Annotated in this window: 18 protein-coding genes; all 18 read right to left on the bottom strand. The window is 68.2% G+C overall.

All coding sequences use genetic code 11. The annotated features are described in order from the left end of the window. Nucleotides 1-10 precede the first annotated feature (10 nt). On the bottom strand, nt 11-490 hold the full coding sequence (locus AABM41_03130; GenBank protein ID MEK6191301.1) for a TadE/TadG family type IV pilus assembly protein: 480 nt from the start codon (nt 488-490) through the stop codon (nt 11-13). Further along, nucleotides 490-1,206 (bottom strand): TadE/TadG family type IV pilus assembly protein, encoded by a 717-nt coding sequence (locus AABM41_03135; GenBank protein ID MEK6191302.1) that lies wholly within the window; start codon nt 1,204-1,206, stop codon nt 490-492. The genes AABM41_03130 and AABM41_03135 overlap by 1 nt, the downstream gene beginning before the upstream one ends. Nucleotides 1,207-1,468: 262 nt before the next feature. Next, nucleotides 1,469-2,692: a pilus assembly protein TadG-related protein gene (locus tag AABM41_03140; GenBank protein MEK6191303.1), complete on the bottom strand. Its 1,224-nt coding sequence runs from the start codon at nt 2,690-2,692 to the stop codon at nt 1,469-1,471. A 20-nt stretch (nt 2,693-2,712) separates the two neighbouring features. Next, entirely contained in the window at nt 2,713-3,174 is a 462-nt protein-coding gene (locus AABM41_03145) for a TadE/TadG family type IV pilus assembly protein (GenBank protein ID MEK6191304.1), read from the bottom strand. Between the two features lie 2 nt (nt 3,175-3,176). Then, entirely contained in the window at nt 3,177-3,914 is a 738-nt protein-coding gene (locus AABM41_03150; protein MEK6191305.1) for a TadE family protein, read from the bottom strand. Nucleotides 3,915-4,048: 134 nt separating this feature from the next. Then, nucleotides 4,049-5,569, bottom strand: a complete 1,521-nt coding sequence (locus tag AABM41_03155; protein MEK6191306.1) for a HAMP domain-containing sensor histidine kinase — start codon at nt 5,567-5,569, stop codon at nt 4,049-4,051. A 10-nt stretch (nt 5,570-5,579) separates the two neighbouring features. Continuing rightward, nucleotides 5,580-6,275 (bottom strand): response regulator transcription factor, encoded by a 696-nt coding sequence (locus AABM41_03160; GenBank protein MEK6191307.1) that lies wholly within the window; start codon nt 6,273-6,275, stop codon nt 5,580-5,582. Between the two features lie 13 nt (nt 6,276-6,288). After that, nucleotides 6,289-7,212 carry a type II secretion system F family protein gene (locus AABM41_03165; GenBank protein MEK6191308.1) on the bottom strand — a complete coding sequence of 308 codons (924 nt, stop codon included), beginning with the start codon at nt 7,210-7,212 and terminating at the stop codon, nt 6,289-6,291. A gap of 3 nt (nt 7,213-7,215) precedes the next feature. Beyond that, complete coding sequence (locus AABM41_03170; protein MEK6191309.1) at nt 7,216-8,208, bottom strand: type II secretion system F family protein; 993 nt, start codon at nt 8,206-8,208, stop codon at nt 7,216-7,218. A gap of 13 nt (nt 8,209-8,221) precedes the next feature. Next, the gene (locus AABM41_03175) at nt 8,222-9,634 is read right to left on the bottom strand and encodes a CpaF family protein (GenBank protein ID MEK6191310.1); all 1,413 of its coding nucleotides are present in this window, start codon (nt 9,632-9,634) and stop codon (nt 8,222-8,224) included. A gap of 16 nt (nt 9,635-9,650) precedes the next feature. Continuing rightward, complete coding sequence (locus AABM41_03180; protein MEK6191311.1) at nt 9,651-10,871, bottom strand: response regulator; 1,221 nt, start codon at nt 10,869-10,871, stop codon at nt 9,651-9,653. Between the two features lie 40 nt (nt 10,872-10,911). Next, entirely contained in the window at nt 10,912-11,784 is an 873-nt protein-coding gene (gene cpaB, locus AABM41_03185; GenBank protein ID MEK6191312.1) for a Flp pilus assembly protein CpaB, read from the bottom strand. Between the two features lie 299 nt (nt 11,785-12,083). After that, nucleotides 12,084-12,263 (bottom strand): Flp family type IVb pilin, encoded by a 180-nt coding sequence (locus AABM41_03190; protein ID MEK6191313.1) that lies wholly within the window; start codon nt 12,261-12,263, stop codon nt 12,084-12,086. Between the two features lie 373 nt (nt 12,264-12,636). Next, nucleotides 12,637-13,437 (bottom strand): response regulator transcription factor, encoded by an 801-nt coding sequence (locus AABM41_03195; protein ID MEK6191314.1) that lies wholly within the window; start codon nt 13,435-13,437, stop codon nt 12,637-12,639. A 15-nt stretch (nt 13,438-13,452) separates the two neighbouring features. Continuing rightward, complete coding sequence (locus AABM41_03200) at nt 13,453-14,517, bottom strand: sensor histidine kinase (GenBank protein MEK6191315.1); 1,065 nt, start codon at nt 14,515-14,517, stop codon at nt 13,453-13,455. A gap of 105 nt (nt 14,518-14,622) precedes the next feature. Further along, complete coding sequence (locus AABM41_03205) at nt 14,623-15,528, bottom strand: glycosyltransferase family 87 protein (protein MEK6191316.1); 906 nt, start codon at nt 15,526-15,528, stop codon at nt 14,623-14,625. Further along, on the bottom strand, nt 15,494-17,029 hold the full coding sequence (locus tag AABM41_03210; GenBank protein ID MEK6191317.1) for a hypothetical protein: 1,536 nt from the start codon (nt 17,027-17,029) through the stop codon (nt 15,494-15,496). Before AABM41_03210 ends, AABM41_03205 begins: the two co-directional genes overlap by 35 nt. After that, entirely contained in the window at nt 17,022-18,668 is a 1,647-nt protein-coding gene (locus AABM41_03215) for a hypothetical protein (GenBank protein MEK6191318.1), read from the bottom strand. The genes AABM41_03210 and AABM41_03215 overlap by 8 nt, the downstream gene beginning before the upstream one ends. Nucleotides 18,669-18,722: the final 54 nt, after the last annotated feature.

Consider the following 18,722-nt stretch of genomic DNA (forward strand, 5'->3'; position numbering starts at 1 on the left):
AAGGTCTCCTCTATTGTCCGAGCGGGCAGTCCCGGCCCGGGAGCTGGTCGATGCAGTTGAACTCGACCGGGAAGCGCCCCTCCCCGGTGACTGATATTGGTCCGATGAGGGCGCTGATGATCGGCGTTGCGGCGGTGTACACGTATGTCACCCGCACCACCGCCAAGCACCCGTAGATGTCCGCCGTCCCCAGCTCCGAGTCGCAGGAGCCGGGATCATTGGGCGTGGTCGGGAGCCGAAAGTCGACGCTCACGCCCGACGGCGCGATGTCGAGCGCAACCGCGTGCTGGGCCGCACGGGCCTGGACATCGGTCTCCGTCTGGTTGACGGTCGCCTCCCGCCCGCCCTCACGCGCCGCGTTGTTCACCCCGTTGTACGCGAAGACGAGCCGTCCGCCGTCGAAGATGCCGACCAGGATCACCACGAAGACCGGCAGGATCAGGGCGAACTCGGCCAGAGTCTGGCCGCGGGACGAATAAGGAACTCTCATCACAGGTTAACCCGCATGGTCGCCGTCTCCAGCGGTTCACACGTGCCGGCGGCAGGCGACTGGAACGTGACGAACCGGTTCCGGTTCGGGCCGATGGGTTGCGGTGTGTAGTTCGCGGGGTCGAAGCCGGCATCCCTCCACAGGCCGTGGGCGTCGATGTTTCGCTCGTCGACCAGGTCGGGCACCCGAGCCTGGCCGGGGTCGCAACCCAACGGGGGCGGAGGGTTCCCGCCACCCGGCAGGCCGGAGGTGATCGCCCGATTGATGGGGAACTCCGAATGGGCCCGGATGATGGCCGGGCTCCCGAGGAAGCTTTCCGCCAGCGGAGTGATGAGCCCGATGGCGCACCTCAGCTGCACTTGAACCAGGTCGCCGTCCTCGAAGTCATCCGTCCCGTTGCCGTCCAGGTCGAAGTTCGGGGCCGGCACCGGGTCACCCTGGCAGCCGAGAGCCTGGAGGTCCTCGCTGACGAGGAGCTCGTAGCGGGCGAGGTCGTCGAGCTCGTTCCCATTTGGAGTTCCTTTCCAGGCGTCAGCGTGGCCGGCAGCGTAATCGGCGCCGATACGGCTCGCGTTGTGGAGGGCGACCCACCCGAAGAACAGGCGACCGGCGTCTACGGCCATGACCAGTAGGAGGGCCAACAGGGGCAGGATGATCGCCATCTCGACGAGGGCCTGACCGCGACGATGGGAATGCAAGGGTGGAAGGGCGAACACCCAGATGACTCCTGCGATGAATGGCGAACCGCGGGGCGACGCGGTCGCGCAGTATAGGCGCCCCCACCTTGCCGGTCACCTTGCGGAGGATGCCGTCAGGTGCGCCCTCGCAACGGAGCCTATTGAGGCCCGCCCTCGAGGCGGCCGCCGTCAGTTGCGCATTGGCAACGGCGCGTTGCGCCGCAGCAACGGAAAGAACGAGGCCGCCCTGCGGAGGGGCGGCCTCGTGCCGTGGGGCCGCCTCGTTCGGCGGCTGGCCGCGCTACTTGATCAGCTGGATGCCCACAGCCGCATTGGGATCCACGGCGCCCGAGCCCGGTCCCACGGTGCCCGTGGTCACGAACCGGACGAACATGCCCCTCAGGCAGCTCGTCGCCCCGTTTCCGTTCTCCTCGCAGTCGGGCTTGTCGGACCCGCTGAGGAACGCACCCTTGGGGTCCTCCAGCAGGAACGAGACGAAGCGGGCAATGTGGTACCACTGGTTCTGGCCACTGCCACCTACGTTGGCGGGCTGACAGCGGTCGACGTCGAGGGTCCCCGGACTGGGCTCGTCGGGCTCGGTGTTGCAGGTCGAGTCGAACATCGGGATCAGGACCGGGATCTGGTTGACTGCGTAGTAGTTGATGGCATCCTCGACGCCCGCGCTGTTCACGTTGCCGGTCGAGGTGATGTACTGCCACGACGGGACACCGACTTCGGGGTTCGTCGTGGGTGGCCCGATTGCGGTGATCAGCTCCGAGGTTCCGCCGGCCGTGGGCGTCCAGTCCAGCCAGCCGACGTTGCCCGGGTTGTTCTTGCACAGCGGGATGGTGAGCGGCACGTTGTAGTACGGCGGCACCGCGTCCTCCGCCCATTCCTGGGGCGGATTGGACACCGCGCTCTCGCCGCTACCGTCGCAGGTCGTGACGTTGGTCGGGATGGTCACTGGAAGCGCGTAGCAGTCGGCATCGGCGGCGCAGACCTCCTCGAGGTAGCCGGCCACGGAGGTGGCGTCGGCGTCGGCGGTCAGAGTGTCGAAGCCGATCACCCGAACCAGGAAGGTCTCGAACGTCTTGGACGTTTCGGCCTGGACCCCGAGCAGCCCGTTCAGACATGCCGGAAGGACACCGTCCCCGACCACGGCCGCGGCGTTCGTGGACCCGACCTCGACACAGTTGTTGTTGACGACGTTGCCCTGGATATTCGTATACCAGGCGCCGACCTTGTCCACGCCGTTGGCCGCCATCGACGCGTCGACAGCCGCCAGGACCTCGGCGTCGCCTCGTGGCAGGCCGGTCAGAGCTTCGGCCAACACCACGGCGCCCGCCTCACTGGCGGCGTCAGCCGCGTTCTGGTTGTCGCGCTGCTGCCCCCAGGCGAAACCGCCGTCGACCACCAAGCCGGTCATCGCGATCATGACGAGCAGGCCGCCGGCCACGATGACCAGCACCTGGCCGCGAGGTTCGCGTTGCGCTCGCTGGCTTTGGAGGAATCGGAACAGGGACATCAGAACTCCTTTAAGAACTATTAGGGCCACGGGCAGGGGTCAAGGTTTGGGTCGCCCGGTACAGGGCACCTCCGCTCCACCGGCATCTGGGTGGTGGCGGTCATCGTGAACGGACCGATAATCTGGCCGATCACCGGAGTTGCCGCCGTATACACGTACTGGACGGTGACCGTGGCCAGGCATCCCAGCCCGTAGGGAGAGCTGCACGTCCCGACACCGCTTGGATCGCCGTAGGTGATGGTCACGTCCGAGGCGCTGAGGCCCAGCGACACCGCCTGCTTCATTGCCTCGGCCTCAACGTCCGCCTGGGTCTGGTTGACGATCGCCACGCGCACCGATTCGCGCGACGCGTTGGAGATCGTGTTGTAGGCAAAGACCGCGCGACCGAGGTCGAACAGGCCGGCCAGGACCACGATGAAGATCGGCAGGATGAGGGCAAACTCGACCAGGGTCTGGCCGCGCTGCGATCGGCGTTTCAGCATCGTCAGTTACCGAACACGGTCATGACCGTGCTGTCACAGTCGACCCGCTGGCCGCCCACGGCAGGAATCTGGGTGGTGATGGTGTAGTTCCCCTGCGGCGGCCGGTTGATGATCACCGTGGTCGTGAATCCCGCCGCGTTCCAGATGGTCTGGGCGACGTTGACCTTGTAACTGCCGAAGCCAGGCACCTCGCACAGCTGCGGCGTGGGGCCTGGCGTTGCCGACGGGTCGGGGGTCGGGGTCGGCGTCGGGGTGGGCGGGAGGCTCCCGACGACTACGCCACCGGCAAGGCCGGCCCGAATCGGGAAGATCGAATCGGCCGTGATGGTGATCGTGTTGCCCAGGATCTGAGATACGAGGGGCGTGATCAGTGTGAAATCGCAGGTCAGGGTGACCTGTGCCGAATCACCCAGATCGGTCCCGCCGGGAAAGACCGGGTCCGGGATGGTTCCCGGCAGCGTGCAGTTGAGGGCGTTCGCGTCGGCGAGGATTTGATCGAGGTAGTTGTCGCGCTGGCCCGCGTCCCCGGGGACGCCCCACGCATCGGGATGACCAGCTGCGTAGCTGGCGCCGATGCGGCTGGCGTTGGCCAAGCCCACCCAGCCGAAGAAGACGCGCCCGAAGTCGACTGCCATGAGCAGGACGAGCATCAGGAACGGGAGGATGATCGCGAACTCGACGAGTCCCTGGCCGCGGAATGAGCGTCGCCGGAACAGGCGTCGGAGCAGGTGAATAACCATGCCGCGAGTGTGTCAGGGCGAACCTTGCGGCCGACCTGACATGCCGGAGTACCTTGCGGTATCGGGGTACCCGTACTTCGGTACCGACGATGCCTCGGGCGCCCTGTTGGGGCCGTCGGTCGGGAAGCGGAGCCCTACTCGCCGGCTTCGGGCTCGGCCCGCTCGGCCGGCAGGGTGACGCGGAAGGTGGTCCCGGCGCCTGAAGCACTCTCCAGCTCCAGGTGCCCGTGCATGGCCTCCACCAGGCCCCGAGCCGCATAGAGCCCGATCCCGCTCCCGTTCGGCACCATCTTCCGGGCGTCGTCACCCCGGAAGAACTGATCGAAGGCGCGTGCCTGGTCGGCCGGGCTCATGCCAGGCCCCTGGTCGGTGACGGCCAGCTCGCTCAGGAGCTTCCCGTCCGTGCCCGCCTGCCCGGTCACGGCGACCCCCACCTCGGTGCCGGGCGGCGCGTACTTGGTGGCGTTGTCGAGGAGTGCCCACAGGACCTGTTCATACCGATCCGGGTCGCCCACGACCAGGTGTGGCTCACCCTCCGATCGGAACGCGAACCGATGGTTCGCGTCGCGCAGGGCGTCCCAGGTGCGCTGGACGATCGGTTCGGCGCGGAAGATCTCCTGGCGAGATTCCAGCGCCCCGGCCTCGAGACGGGAGACCGCCAGCAGCTGGCCCACCATCCTGCGCATACGATCCGACTGGTGGGCGATGGTGGCCAGGTCGCGCTGGGCGGACGCCCCGAGATCTTCGGTTGCGCCAACCTCGGCCGCCAGCGCCCGGATGCTGGTCAACGGCGTCTGGAGGTCATGCGTGATCCCGCGCAGGAAATCGGACTGGACAGCCGCCATCCGATTCAGCTCGTCGGTCTGGGCCCGAAGGCGCGCGTAGAGCAGGGAGTGCTCGATGGCGGTCGACGCGATCTGGGCAATCAGGCTCAGCAGATCGCGCTCCGCCGGCGTCGGCTCCGGTCGCCCCTCCCAGGGGGCCAACAGCAGGGCGTTCAGCTCCTCGCCGCCCGAGGCTTCGACCGCCACCACCGCGCCCCACGGGCCGATGAGATGTCTCGGACCGCGCCGATCCGCTTCTCCGCTGACCGCCGCCCACCGCTCCAGCTCCCCGAGCGGGCGGGGAGGGGAATCCGGGTCCCCGTCGTAGACGCCGGATGGCAGCAGGCCGGGGTCACCGGCCTGCAGGACGACGAGCAACCAGGTTGGGTCGCGGGTGACCTGGCGCGCGACCGTGACGACCCGGGAGGCGACCTCGGCCGGCCCTCCGGTGATGGGCGTCGCTGCGACATCGGCGGCCAGGATCGAGATCTGCTGGTTCCGCTCCTCGAGGGCCATCCTGAGTCGTCGTTGGGCGGCGCTCAGTTCGCCCTCCTCCTCCGCCAGGCCAGACTCGGCTCCGGTCGCTGCACCCCGCTCGGCGAGGGTCACGACTCCCTGCAGGTCGCGCGTCACGCTCCGCGAGCCGACCGCGGCCACGATGGCGGCCCACAGCAGGGTGCCCAGGCCCACCACCAGGAGCACGACGCTGACGCCGACCTCGGCGACCCACGCGTCGCCCAGGACGAGAACCAGGGCCAGTGCAGCCAGCGCCGGGAGGGCGACGACCGCGATGAAGGCGAAGATGCGGAGTGCGGGGCGTCCGAGGTCCACCCGCGGCTCCTCAGCCCGCCGCGGCGCCGACCGTGCTCAGACGGTATCCCACCCCGCGATCGGTCAACAGCACCCGAGGCCGGTTCGGATCGCGCTCGATCTTGTTTCGGAGGCGCCGGACCGTGACCCACACATAGGACGGGTCGGGGAGCTCGCTGTCGGCCCACACCCGGCTGAGCAGAGTATCGGTTGGCACCGTGCGGTCGAGGGAGGCGATCAGCACCTGCAGGAAGCGGACTTCGGTGGGGCTCAGGCTTTCCGTTCGCTGGTCCACCCTGGCGCGACGCTGCACGAGATCGATCTCCAGCGACCCGCCGTCGAGCGTCAGCCCGCCGCGTCCGGACTCGGTTCGGCGCAGCACGCGGTGGATGCGGGCGCTGAGCTCGTCCGGATCGAATGGTTTGGTGACGTAGTCCTCCGCGTAGTACTCGAGCGCGCGAACCTTCGCCTCGCTGGCATCGACCGCGCTGAGCACGATGATGGGCAGGTCCGCGATCTGCTTGACCCGGCGGCACAGCTCAAAGCCGTCCATGCCCGGCATCATGAGATCGATCACCAGGAGGGCCGGCCAGGCCCGCTCCAGCGCCCGCAGCGCCTCCACCCCGGAGCTGACCGGGCGGACGTCGAAGCCGTCGCGGCCCAGACGTCGGGCCAGAACGGAGCGCAGGGTGGGGTCGTCGTCGACCAGCAGGATCGCCGGCCGCATCGCCGGCATCACGTCAGATGCCGACGCCTCGGACGACGGTGACGATGGCGGGTCCCAGGATGACGATGAAGATGGTCGGGAAGATGCAGCCCACCATGGGGAACAGCATCTTGACCGGCGCCTTGGCCGCCGCTTCCTCCGCCCGCTGCCGGCGCTCGATGCGCAACTGCTGGGACTGGATCTGCAGGACCTTGGCGATCGGCACACCGAGCTGCTCGGCCTGCACGATGGCACCGATGAAGTTGGTCACCGGCTGCGCGTCGGCGCGTGAGGCCACGTCGCGCAGCGCATCCCGGCGCAGGCGGCCCATGCGGATCTCGGCCAGGGCCTGACGGAACTCGTTGACCAACGGCCCCTCCATCTTCTCGACCACCTTGGCCAGCGCCGCGTCGAAGCCGAGTCCGGCCTCGACCGAGATGGTCAGCAGGTCAAGGGCGTCGGGGAGCTGGAGGATCATGTCCATCTGCCGCCCACGGATCTTCCGTCCCAGCCAGAACTCGGGGGCCAGGAATCCAACTGCCAGACCACCGATCCCGAAGAGGATTCCGACCGGGAAGCCCATGAGCCCCAGGAACAGAATCGTGAAGCCGATCGCGAACACGATGGATCCCAGGACCTTGACACCCATCCAGTCCGCGCCGCGCAGGCCGCCCGGATATCCGGCCCGATGGAGGCGAGCTTCCGCCTTCTCCACCATGCCGAGCCCACCGCCCCGCTGGGAGACACGTGACAGTCGCGCGACCAGCGGTCGGACCGCGCGCTCGAAGAACGGCTGCTCGAGCTCCGCCTCTTCGAGCGTCCTGGGCTTGACGACCAGCTGTTCGAGCCGCTGCTGGACCGCGTCCTTGGGGGGCCGGGTAGCCGCGCCGAACACGATCAGCAGGACCGCGACGGCGGCCAGGGTGGGGATGAGGAGGGTGGGGAGGTTTTCAGGCATAGCTCAGACCTTGATGTCAACGATGCGGCGAATGAACAGCCAGCCGATGCCCATGCTGAGCAGGCCCACCCCGAACAGGACGATTCCCATCGGGAGTCCCAGCAGCTCCGGCGGCCGCTCAACCATGGGGGTCATGTAGGTGGGGCTGATAACGAACAGCAGCACGGCCAGGCCCACCGGCAGCATGACAATGACGTAACCGCTGTAGCGCTGCATGGCCGTGAGCGTCTGAATCTCGCCCTGGATCCGAACGCGCTCGCGGATGGTGAACGCAATGGCGTCCAGCACGGTGGCCAGGTTGCCACCCACCTGGCTCTGGATGTTGATGGCGGTCACCATCAGCTCCAGGTCCTCGGAGGCCACCCGGCGCACGAGGTTGGCCAGGGCGGGCTGGAGCCCAAGGCCGAGGCTCATCTCGCGCACGACGCGCGCGAACTCAACACTGATCGGCGGCCGGGCTTCGCGGCTCACCAGCTCCATGCCCTGGAGGAACGACGACCCGGCGCGCAGCGAGTTGGCGAGCAGCGTGATCGTGTCCGGCAGCTGCTTGTTGAAGGACCTCAGGCGTCCCTTCTGCCGTCGTCCAAGGTAGAAGCGCGGCAGCCACAGGCCGAGTAGGAACAGCGCCACCAGCGCGAGCGGGCTTTGCAAGGCCGAGAAGAACACGCCCAGCGCTAGCCCTGCGAAAACCATCACGAACGGCGTCGCCAACCAGATGAGGATGAACTCGGCAGGCTTCAGTTTCAGGTCGGCGCGGGCCAGGTCCGTCCCCAAACGAGCGGTGAGGTCCTGCCCTTCGATGACGCGCGACAAGCCGGCAATGACAGCCGACTCGCGCTCGTCACCCTCTCCCTCCGCTCGACCGCCGCGTGACGAGACGTAGCGCTCCAGCCGGTCGGTGACGCCGCCGCCGCTGCCGCTCATGGCAATGCCGATGCTGACCACCAGCACGGCGGCAGCCCCAAGGCCGGCGATGAGCAACGGCAGCATGTTCATCGGACCGGGGCCGTCAGAACGGCGAGCCGAACGTGTTGGGGGGCAGGTGGATACCGGCTGCCTCGAACTTCTCGACGAACTTCGGTCGGATGCCGGTCGGCTTCAGCCGGCCCTGGATCTTGCCCTCGAGGATGCCGGTCTGCTCGAACACGAACACGTCCTGCATGACGATGACGTCGCCTTCCATGCCCTGGACCTCGGTGATGCTGACGATCTTGCGCGTGCCGTCCTTCAGTCGGTTCTGGTGGACAATGAGGTCCACCGCCGAGGCGGTCTGCTCGCGGATGGCGCGCAGCGGGAGGTCCATGCCGGCCATCAAGACCATCGTCTCCAGGCGGGCCAGCATGTCGCGCGGGGAGTTGGCGTGGCCGGTGGACATCGAGCCATCGTGGCCGGTGTTCATGGCCTGGAGCATGTCCAGCGCCTCACCCGATCGCACCTCGCCGACCACGATCCGGTCGGGTCGCATGCGGAGGGCGTTGCGGACAAGCTCGCGGATGGGAACGGCTCCCTTGCCCTCGATGTTCGATGGTCGCGCCTCCAGAGTCACGACGTGCTCCTGGCGGAGCTGGAGCTCGGCCGCGTCCTCGATGGTCACGATCCGCTCATCGTCGGGGATGAACGAGCTCAGCACGTTGAGCGTGGTCGTCTTCCCGGAGCCCGTGCCGCCCGAGACGAAGCAGTTCAGGCGAGCCTTCACGCACGCCTCGAGAAACTCGAACATCTCCGAGGTGGCGGTGCCGAACCGGATGAGGTCCTCAACGGTGAACGGGCTGGCGGCGAACTTCCGGATGGTCACCACCGGGCCCACCAGGGACAGCGGCGGAATGATGGCGTTCACGCGGGAGCCGTCCACCAGGCGGGCGTCGACCATCGGGCTCGACTCGTCGACCCGCCGGCCGATGGGGGCGATGATGCGCTGGATGATCTTCATCACGTGTTCATCGTTCTGGAACGTGACGCCGGTCAGTTCCAGCTTCCCTTCGCGTTCGATGTAGACCTGCTGGGGCCCATTGACCATCACCTCGGTGATGGTCGCGTCGCGGAGCAGGGGCTCCAGCGGACCGAGGCCCAGGATCTCGTCGGTGATCTGCTCCAGCATGCGGACCCGCTCGGCGCGCGTCAGGGCCAGACCTTCCTCATCGGCGACCTTGCCGAACAGGTCTTCGATCTGGCGCTTGACCTCGACCTGGTTGCTGAGGTCCATCTTGGGGTCGAGCTCGTTGATGAGCCGGTTCTGGACTCGGTACTTCGCCTCGCGGAAAGACTCGCGCGTCGCGCCGCCCGCAAACGGACGGGTTGGGCCCTGTCCGGACGGAGCGGCCGGTCCTTCGCCCGACGGCGCGGGCGGCATGCCGGCTGGCACGGGCGTGAAGTCGGCTTCTTGCCCTGGCTGGGCTCGTTCGATGCGCTTCAGGAGAGACATGGCGGCTTCCTTCTGGTCAGCGGCGCGCGAAGATACCACGCCGGTTGGGTTTTTCCTCCGCGGTGGCAATGGTGTCACCGATGAGGGTCTGGGCAAGACGATTGACGTCCCGCGACAGCGGGCTTTCCGGGTTGGAAAGGATGAACGGCACACCCCGGTTGACGGCCAGGACAGCGAGCCGTCCGTCGGACACGATGGTGCCGTCGATCGAGCGCCGGATGGAACCCTCGACGTCGCCGAGGCGGATGCCCTGCGTGGTGTCCGAGCGGTTCATCACGATCCGAAGCTTGGATCGCTCGTAGCCGAGCTGGTCGGCGACCTCCAGGAACAGGCGCAGGTTCTTGATGGCCGTGATCTCGAGGGCTGCCACGATCACGATCTGGTCCGCGATTTCCATGATCGCGAGCGAGTGGTCGTTGAGTCCGGCCGGCAGGTCTACCACCGTATAAGCGTGCATGGCCCGCAGATGCCCGACCACGGTCAGCAGCGACGCCGGCGTGATGAGGTCGGCCCCTTCGGGTGTCGGGGGCGCCAGGAGGGCCCGGATGCCGGACGAATGATCGATGAGGACCGATTCGACGAGGTCCCTATCCAGTTCCCCACCGTCGGCCGCGTCCACGATGGATTTCGTCTTTGGATTCAAGTTGAGCAGCACGCCCACGTCGCCGAACTGGAGATTGGCATCCAGCAGCGCGACCCGTGCGCCGGTCTGCTGCTTGATCGCGATTGCCAGGTTGGTGGCGATGGTGGTACGTCCCGAACCGCCCTTGGGCGAGAAGATGGCGATCACCTGGTGCTCGACATCGGGGTCCGCCTCGGCGACAACCGGACCGGCCGGCATGGACGCCTGGATCTGGTGACGCCGGGCCTCTTCTCGATCGTGGACGCGCTTGATGGTCTCGCTGAACTCGTCGCTCGAGAACGGCTTGACGAGGAACTCGCGGGCGCCCGCCTGGAGCGAGCGCCGCATCTGCTCCGCCTCGCCGTGGACGCTCATCATGATGATCGCGACCTGGGGCAGGCGCTGGGAGATCAGCTCGGCGGCGGCGATGCCGTCCATGCCGGGCATGTTGATGTCCATGACCACGACGTCGGGTCGGAGGTCCATCGCCATCTGGATGGCCTCCTCACCGGAGCTCGCGGACCCGGCCACCTCGACCGTCTGCTCCATGGCGAGCAGCTTGGTGAGGTGGTCGCGGGTTTCCGCGATGTCGTCGACGATCAGGACCTTGATCACGCCCGACGACCTCTCAAACCCGGTGCTCTGCGCACGCCGGCTACTCGAGGGGAAGCAGGATGAGGTTGGGAATCGGCACGCCGTACAGCTCGATCAGCATCTGGAGCGTGACGCCGGTCGTGGCCTCGGCCACGTCATCATCCCGCGAACGCAGGACCGCCGTAAGCGGGCCCACGGTCTCGACGTCGTTCTGCGCCAGCTTGATGAGCTCGGCATCCTGGTCGGTTCCCGCGAATACGATGATCACGCTGGTGATCGCCGCCGCCGGCGCGGCCTCGCCACCTTCCGGCGGCGGGGTGGGCTCGGGGCCCGGGACGTCCCGCGCCTGGCTAACGTACAGCACGCGCTTGTTCTGGAGGACGGTCTTCACGGTCGTGCTGCCCTCGAGGCCAGGGACGACCTCGAACCGCTGTGTCCCGGTTGGGTTATTTATCGTGTCCGAGGTCGGCTGGAGGACCGTAACGTTCACCCGGACGAGGACGTCAATCCGGTCGCCGGGCAGGATCAGGAAGTCGAGGCCCGTGACGCGGTCCACCTGGAAGGCGATGGCCTTCTCTCCGGGCTGGAGCTGGCAGGAGATACAGGTAGCCGTCCCCGCCACCAGCCCGATCGCCTCCTGGTTGACCTGCGTGCCCTCCGGAATGGGCAGCAGCGCCGGACGGCCGGAGACCTGCGAGGGGTCAACCAGGGGATGCCCCAAGACACCGGCGGGGTCGATCTGGACCGCCTCCACCATGTCGGGCGTCACTTCCTCGTCGAGTTCGATGTCCCGAGTCGCGACCAAGACCGTGGCCTGGATGGTCTCGGGCGTGGTCGTGGTCGGCTGCTGGTTCAGGATGAACAGGACGCCGACGAAGGCGAGCACCGCCAACAGGACGCCGACCAAGATCACCAGACGGTTGGATCGCTTCACGGGGAGCGTCTCCTATAGCTGAAACGGGTCAATCCGATGTGGATGATTCCCGCACTATTGTGACTGCGGTCAACAGTGTACGCACCCCGTCTCGAAGGTTCGACTGGACTTGTGGGCTAGGCGGCGGGGGTACTAGTCGGGAATGGCGCGCCGTGCAGGGAGCGGGGCGGTTGCGCCCGCGACAGGGGGAGCCGCGCCGGGGAGAGGCTCGGAAGTGGCCTGCGAGAGAGGAACTGCGCCTGGGAATGACAACGCCCCCGGGCCGGAGCCCGGAGGCGTTGTCTGCTAGAAGCCTGAACCTACTGAAGGTTCTGGGCAACGTTGCTGAAGATCTGGCTGACGATCGGGCCCAGGAACAGAAGGGCCACGATCACGATAATCGCGATGAGGGCTAGAAGCAGGCCGTACTCGACGAGCGTCTGACCTTCCTCGTCTTCCCGATGGAAGCGAGCGAGAAGAGTGCTGATGAACTGAAGCATGTTTTGCAGGTACCTCCTTTCCTCACAGGATTGGCGAAACCAGCGTAGGGCAGGCATCGGGCACATGAACATGACCCGTTGGTCCTACATGGCACTTCGCGGAGCCGTACCATGCGCGAGGCCCTCGACCCTTGTCAAGAGCCGGGACTGCCACGCGCCGCGTCCAACGCCCGGAAATAACATGAGAGCCGCGCCTGCTGCTGCGCGGCTCCCACGACCGGAGGAGGAGAGACCCGAGGTCCGGCGCGTGGCGCCGGCCCTCGCCCGATGAAGGTCCGCCTGGATAATCCAGGAGGACGTGGTCTGATCCTGTGCTGGTCTGGCGGGAAGCGAAATGGCACTCCCGTACCGACCGGCACCGGACCAGTGGCGGTCAGTCCTCCGGAAGCTTGATCCAGCCCTGGCGCATCGCATACACGACGGCCTGCGTGCGGTCGTTGACGCTCAGCTTGCGCAGGATGCTGGACATGTGGTTCTTCACGGTCTGCTCGCTGATGCCCAGGGTGTAGGCGACCTGCTTGTTAGTCATCCCCTGGGCGATGTTGTCCAGGATCTCCACCTCGCGCGGCGACAGCGGCGCAAAGATGGGCTGGGCATCGGAGCCGTAGACGGCCAGCTCGCGGAACTCCTTCAGGACGCGGCTGGCGACCGCCGGCCGGCTGAAGACCTTGTCGTTGATGAGGTACTCGCCGGCGCGAACCCGGCGGATGATGGCCACCAGGTCGCTGGGGTCGATGTCCTTGAGGACGTAGGCAGCGGCGCCAGCCTTGATGGCGTCGAACAGCTGCTCCTCGTCGTCGCCGCCGGCCAACACGATCACGCCGGTGTGCGGCAGCTCGCGCTTGATGCGCTGGGTGGTCTCGATGCCGTTGGGTGCCGGTAGGGTGAGGTCCATGAGGACCACGTCCGGGGTCAGCTCCTCGACCACGGCAATCGCCTCCCGGCCACTCCCCGCCTCGCCGACGACTGTCATGTCCGGCTCCAGCTCGAGGATGTTGCGCACCCCTCGCCGGAACAGGGTGTGGGTGTCGACGATGACGATGCGGGTCTTTTCCGTCGTTGTTCGGCGGTCACGCCCGGTGCGGCGTTCCATCGGGATCTCCTCGGTTCCGACCGAATCGGTCTCGACCGGGGCTGTCTTGGCTCGTGCCACGTTCTCCTCCTTGACCTTCATCCCCTGCCCCCGATGCTAGCGGACGGGTTCCGGGAGGCGGAGTAGGATCCGCGTCCCTTCGCCCTGCCGCGATTCAATCTGCAGCTCCGACCCCATCAGGTCCGCGCGTTCGCGCATGAACTGAAGGCCGAAGTTGCGAGTCACGCCGGTCGCCAGGCGCATGACGTCGAAGCCACGCCCGTTGTCGGCGATCACGAGCTGAGTGCCGTCCAGGCTGATCCGGACCTCGGTGGCTGCCGAATGCTTACGGACGTTCTGAAGTGCCTCTTGGGCGATGCGCAGGACCGATGCGCGGCCCGACGGCGACAGCCCGGCGTCGATGCCATCCACCTCGACCCGGACCGTGATTGCGTTGCGGGCCTGGAACTCGCCGGCGGCCTCGCGCAACGCGGCGGCGAGGCCCACGTCGACCGCAGGCGGCCGAAGCGACGCGATCGTGCCGCGCACTTCCTCCAGCCCGTCGCGGAGCATGCTGCGCAGGAGCGCCAGCTCGGTGCGGGCGTGGGCGCTGGTCGCCCGGCGCGCGGTCGGCTGGCGTGGGTCACTCCCCACCACGCGGTCGAGGTACTCGACCTGGAAGATGGCGTTGGTCAGGACCTGGGCCGGCCCGTCGTGGATCTCCTCGGCCAGGCGCTGGCGCTCCTGCTCCTGGGCGTGGATGATCCGCAGCGCCGTGGCGGCCGCGGAGTCGTCGGTGGTGTCGAGCGTGGGTTCAGCCGCGGTCGGGTCGGTGGCTGACAGGTAGCGCACCAGCAGGTCAAGCTGGCGCGCGGCCACTTCGAGCCGCTTCAGCCGGTGCTGGATCTGGGCCAGCTCACGGACCAATGCCTCGTGGTCGGCCTCGAGTCCCGCGCCGGCCTCGGCGCCGTTCGTCGCGGCCGCGCCGTTCGCGCGACCCGTGGGACGCTGGTCGAGGCGGGCGCGGAGCTGGAGCCAGGTGCCCAGCCGGCGCCGATACAGGGCCCGCGCCCGCTCGGCGTGCCGATGCAGGCGCCGCGCCTCGCGCCCAAGGCCTTCGGCGGCTTGCGCGTTGAGACGGTCGATTTGAACGATGCCAGTGCGATCGGGGGCCTGAGCCACGCTCAATCCTCGGGGAGGTACTAGGGCCCGATTGGTACCGGACCCTCGGCCCATCCTCCCGGCGTGCTGTGCGCGCGGTCAACAGTACTTCGGGACCCGGAAGTACTACTCCGTCGCGCTTGGGCTCGCCGATTCGCCCGGCGCGGGCGCCGAGCGATGTCTGGTCGAGTACCGCAAGAGCGGGACGACAGCGACGAGCATCGCCAGCGAGTTCACCCAGATGGCGGGCAGGGCCAGCATGGCGGCGACCGGCACCACGACGAACCAGCTGCGCCACGCGGCAATGGCCATGAGAACGGCGGCCGCTGCGAGCCGGGGCAGGACGGGTATCTCGAGGACGGATGGGCGCGTGATCTCGACGCTCCCGGTCAGGACCGCGAACCAGCGGAACCACAGATCGGGTGTGAGGACGAATGAGGCGGCGACCAGGGCGCCGGTCACGCCCAGGGCGATGGCGAGCGCCCGCCACTCTCGGCGCACCCCGAACCAGAGGAGTCCGACGCCCGGCGTGACCTTGGTGAGCAGCACCCACGCCCAGGTCCCGGAGTAGCGAAAGCCCAGCACGATCGCCGCCGCGATCAGGATGTGGATGTTGCCCCGGGCCACCTCGTTGGACACCGGGACCAGGAACAGGGACAGCGCGGCCAGCTCCGGTCGGAGGATCCACACCAGCGCCGCCAGATTGACCGCCGCCAGGATGGCGTAGAAGACCTCCCACGGCAGTGAGGAGAAGGGCACGAACAGGTAGGCCACCACCGGGGAGTACAGGAAGGCGTCCTGGTCGCCCAGCTGAACGTCGCGGTAGAGCTCGTCCAGGGAGAAGCCCCAGTAGGCCTCGGCATCGACCTCGGCGAAGTTCGACTGGGCCCCGATCAGCCAGAGCCAGAAGAACACGATCCACCCCAGCGCGAGGGCCCGGACCACAAGCCGGAAGCGTCGGCTGCTCCACAGCCGCATGAGACGAGACCGCGGCGACTCAGTCGCGCGGACGAGCGATGGTGGCGCCTGCACCGTCGTACACGACCTCGTAGTGCGTGCTGTCGCGGACGGTCTCGCGCAGCGCCGGACAGCAGTCGTTGGGGGAGAGCGGCCCGTTCACCTGGCCCTTGGGGATGAAGAGCCACGCATCAGCCAGGCCTTCCGAGTCCGCCCAATCGAACATGCATTGAACCGTCGATGGCGTGCAGCGGATGACGTCCCGATGCCGCTGACGCTGGGCGCGGAAGCCATCCCGACCCAGCCATTCGCTGCCCTGGACGGTGGCCACGCTCTGGCGCTCGGCCACGGCCGGGAACCACTCGCTGATCTCGTCCGCGCCCCAGCCGACCACGCTCGCGACGATGAACCGAGCGTCCTGCTCGGCTTCGTCGCGAACCCAGGCCATGGCCGCTGCCTGGTCGTCGCTCACCCGCTGCAGCCGGGAGGTGTCGTCGACCACGGAGCCCAGGCTGCTGACCAGCGCCCCGAACAGCGCGACCAGGGCCACGCCTGCTCGGAGCGCCCGGTCACGCCGTGAAACCATCGGGCCGATGCCCTCGAGGACGAACGCGAACGCCGCGCCTCCCAGCAGCGACCAGGGCACGGCAGCGATGAAGTCCGCCTCCCCGGCGAAAATCAGGCAGCCCAGCAGCAGCGGCAGCCGCCACCGGCGTCGGAGGAGCTCGACGGCCAGGCCGATGACACCGACCACCAGGAACAGGTCGGTGAAGCCCGACCCCGAGAATGTCAGGCCCAGCAGCCTGATCGCGCCGAGTGCCGGGTCCCAGCGATACCCCGGGGCCAGGACTCCGCCTAGCCCATGGACGCTTGCCATCACCAGCAGCCAGGGCAGGGTGACCAGGAAGGCGGCCACGCCCATGGTGACGACTCGCCTCACCGTCAGCGCCACGCCGCCCGGCTGATAGACGAGGACGGTCGAGGCCGCCGCGCCGTACAGCGCAGTCTGGGGGTGGGCGAGCGCCGCCAGGCCGAGCAGGACACCGGCGCCCGCCGCCCGGCGGGCCGTGACACCGCCCGGCGTCGCCGCCAGCCACATGGCCAGCATGGCCAGCAGGACGCCCGACCCGCGCGTGACGCCCCCGCCGGCCACGATGGGGTCGTAGGCGTGGGGCATGAGCCCGTACATCAGGACCGCTCCGGCCGCCGCGCCCGCCGGGAGGAGGCGCAGGGCAAGCACGGCGAAGGTGCCCACCGTCGCCAACGACAGCAGGGTGGCAACGAGCCGAACGCTGTCCAGGCTGGACAGGCTCAGCAGCTCGCCCAGCAGGGCGGCGCCGTACAGGCCGAGCGGGGGGTAGACGAACGGAATGTCCGCCGCGTTGTAACTGGTGACGGGCGGCATCACGAATCCGGCACGCCGGAGGTCATCGACCATGACCACGATCAGGCCCCCATCGCCCGGGGTGAGGGGGCCAGGCAGCGCCGGAACGAGCCGCACGACCGCCGCGAGGCCGACGCCGACCAGCAGCACGAACGCGAGCGGCCGCGACACAGCCCCCAGCTGACTAGTCATCCACCACCGCGAAGATCCGAACGCCCTCGGTCTCGAACACCGGCTCACAGCTCAGCCAAGTCGCCGTCGTGTCCGGGCCACCGGTCCACGCGTTGTTGTCAGCGCTGTCCTGCGCGGCACAGCCGTACCACAGTCCAAGCGGATCGCTGGTCCCGCCCTCGCGCAGGGTCACGATCACCCAGCGGACGTCGTAGGCGCGCACGACCTGCTCGATCACCGGGTACGGGTCGAACGGGGCGGGCACCCCGGGGTTTCCGGTGAGGTGCCACAGGGACGACGGATCGCCATACAGGATGGTGTCATCGGTCAGGCCGGCCTCCTCAAGGTAGGTGGCAGCTGCTTCCTCGCGCCCGTGCGAGTAGTCCCACAGGTTGTACAGCGTCAGCGAGCCGATGACCGATAGGACGATGGCACCAACCAGGGCCGCGACGTCCACGAACCGATGGGTGGGTGGGCGTCGGAGGAAGGCCCACCAGCGGCCGAGTGCGGTGAGCACCGGGCCGGTTGAGGCCACGGCCATGGGAATCGCAAACGGCAGCCAGGCGGCGGCCGAGTGGTAGTACGCGCCGTGCGGGGCGTGGAAGGTGAAGACCGCCCCCATGGCGAAGAACATCACCAGCCAGTAGGCGAAGAAGGGGGCGACCTCGACGCGGCGCCGCTCGCGCCACAGCCCGGCGAAGAACAGGAACCCAAAGATCCCGCCCAGGAGGACGACCGTCCTCCAGATGAGCTCCCACCAGGTGGCGAGCTTGGAGCCGATGATGTTGGCCCAGCCCCACGCGAGGTACGAGGCCGAGGTCGGGTCGGCGCTGATCGAGAACTGCTCGTTGTAGCTGGTGATCCACAGGGTGTGGCCACCGGCGGACGGGAAGGCCGAGCCGAAGGTGGCCAGGTTGCGAGCCAGCCAGGGCGCCATGACGGCGAGACCGATGCCAGCCGCCAGGACCAGGGCGCCGGCGCCCAGCCGGCGCGAACCCCCATCGGTCCACGGTCCCCACCCGCGGTCCACCAGCCAGGCTGTAAGCGGGGCGGTGCCGAGCAGCAGGCCGTCCACCCGGGCGAGGGTGGCGAGGCCTACCGCTGCGCCGGAGACGACCAGCCACCACCCCGAGGGCCCAGGTCGGGTGGCTCGAATGGCCGCCCAGATGGCGACCGCCCCGGCGGCCCCGAAGACCGCAAAGTTGTCGATGGTGGGGTACATGATCAGGAGAGGCCCGGCGAAGATCGCCAGCACCCCGGCCACCACCGCCACCCGTCGGGACTGGTACAGATCCACGCCCACCAGGTACGTGAACGGGACCAGCGCGACGCCCAGGATCACAATCGGGACCTGCCCGGCCCGCAGGTCCGGCCCGAAGAGGGCCATTCCGGCGGCGGCCACGATCGAGGTCAGCGGCATCCAGTGCCCGTTGCTCGGAACGGGGAGTCCCAGGTCGGCCGGGAGGCGGCCGCCGACCTCGAGGAAGGACCACAGGACCGGGGCCGAGAACCCGTGACCGGCGGCCAGCTGCTCGGCCACCATGCCGTAGTAGGCTGGGTCGGTATAGGGGGCGTAGTCGACCGGGAGAGCGGCCGCGATCCGCGCGACCAGCGCCGCGACGGTCAGCAGCAGCAGGTCGGAGCCGCGGGGCCGGATCATGGGCGTGGCGCGCGCGACATCGCGGGTGAGTCTATCGTGGCATGGCGGCCCGCA

It is taken from the genome of Chloroflexota bacterium (genome assembly GCA_038040195.1).
Lineage (GTDB): Bacteria > Chloroflexota > Limnocylindria > QHBO01 > QHBO01 > DASTEQ01.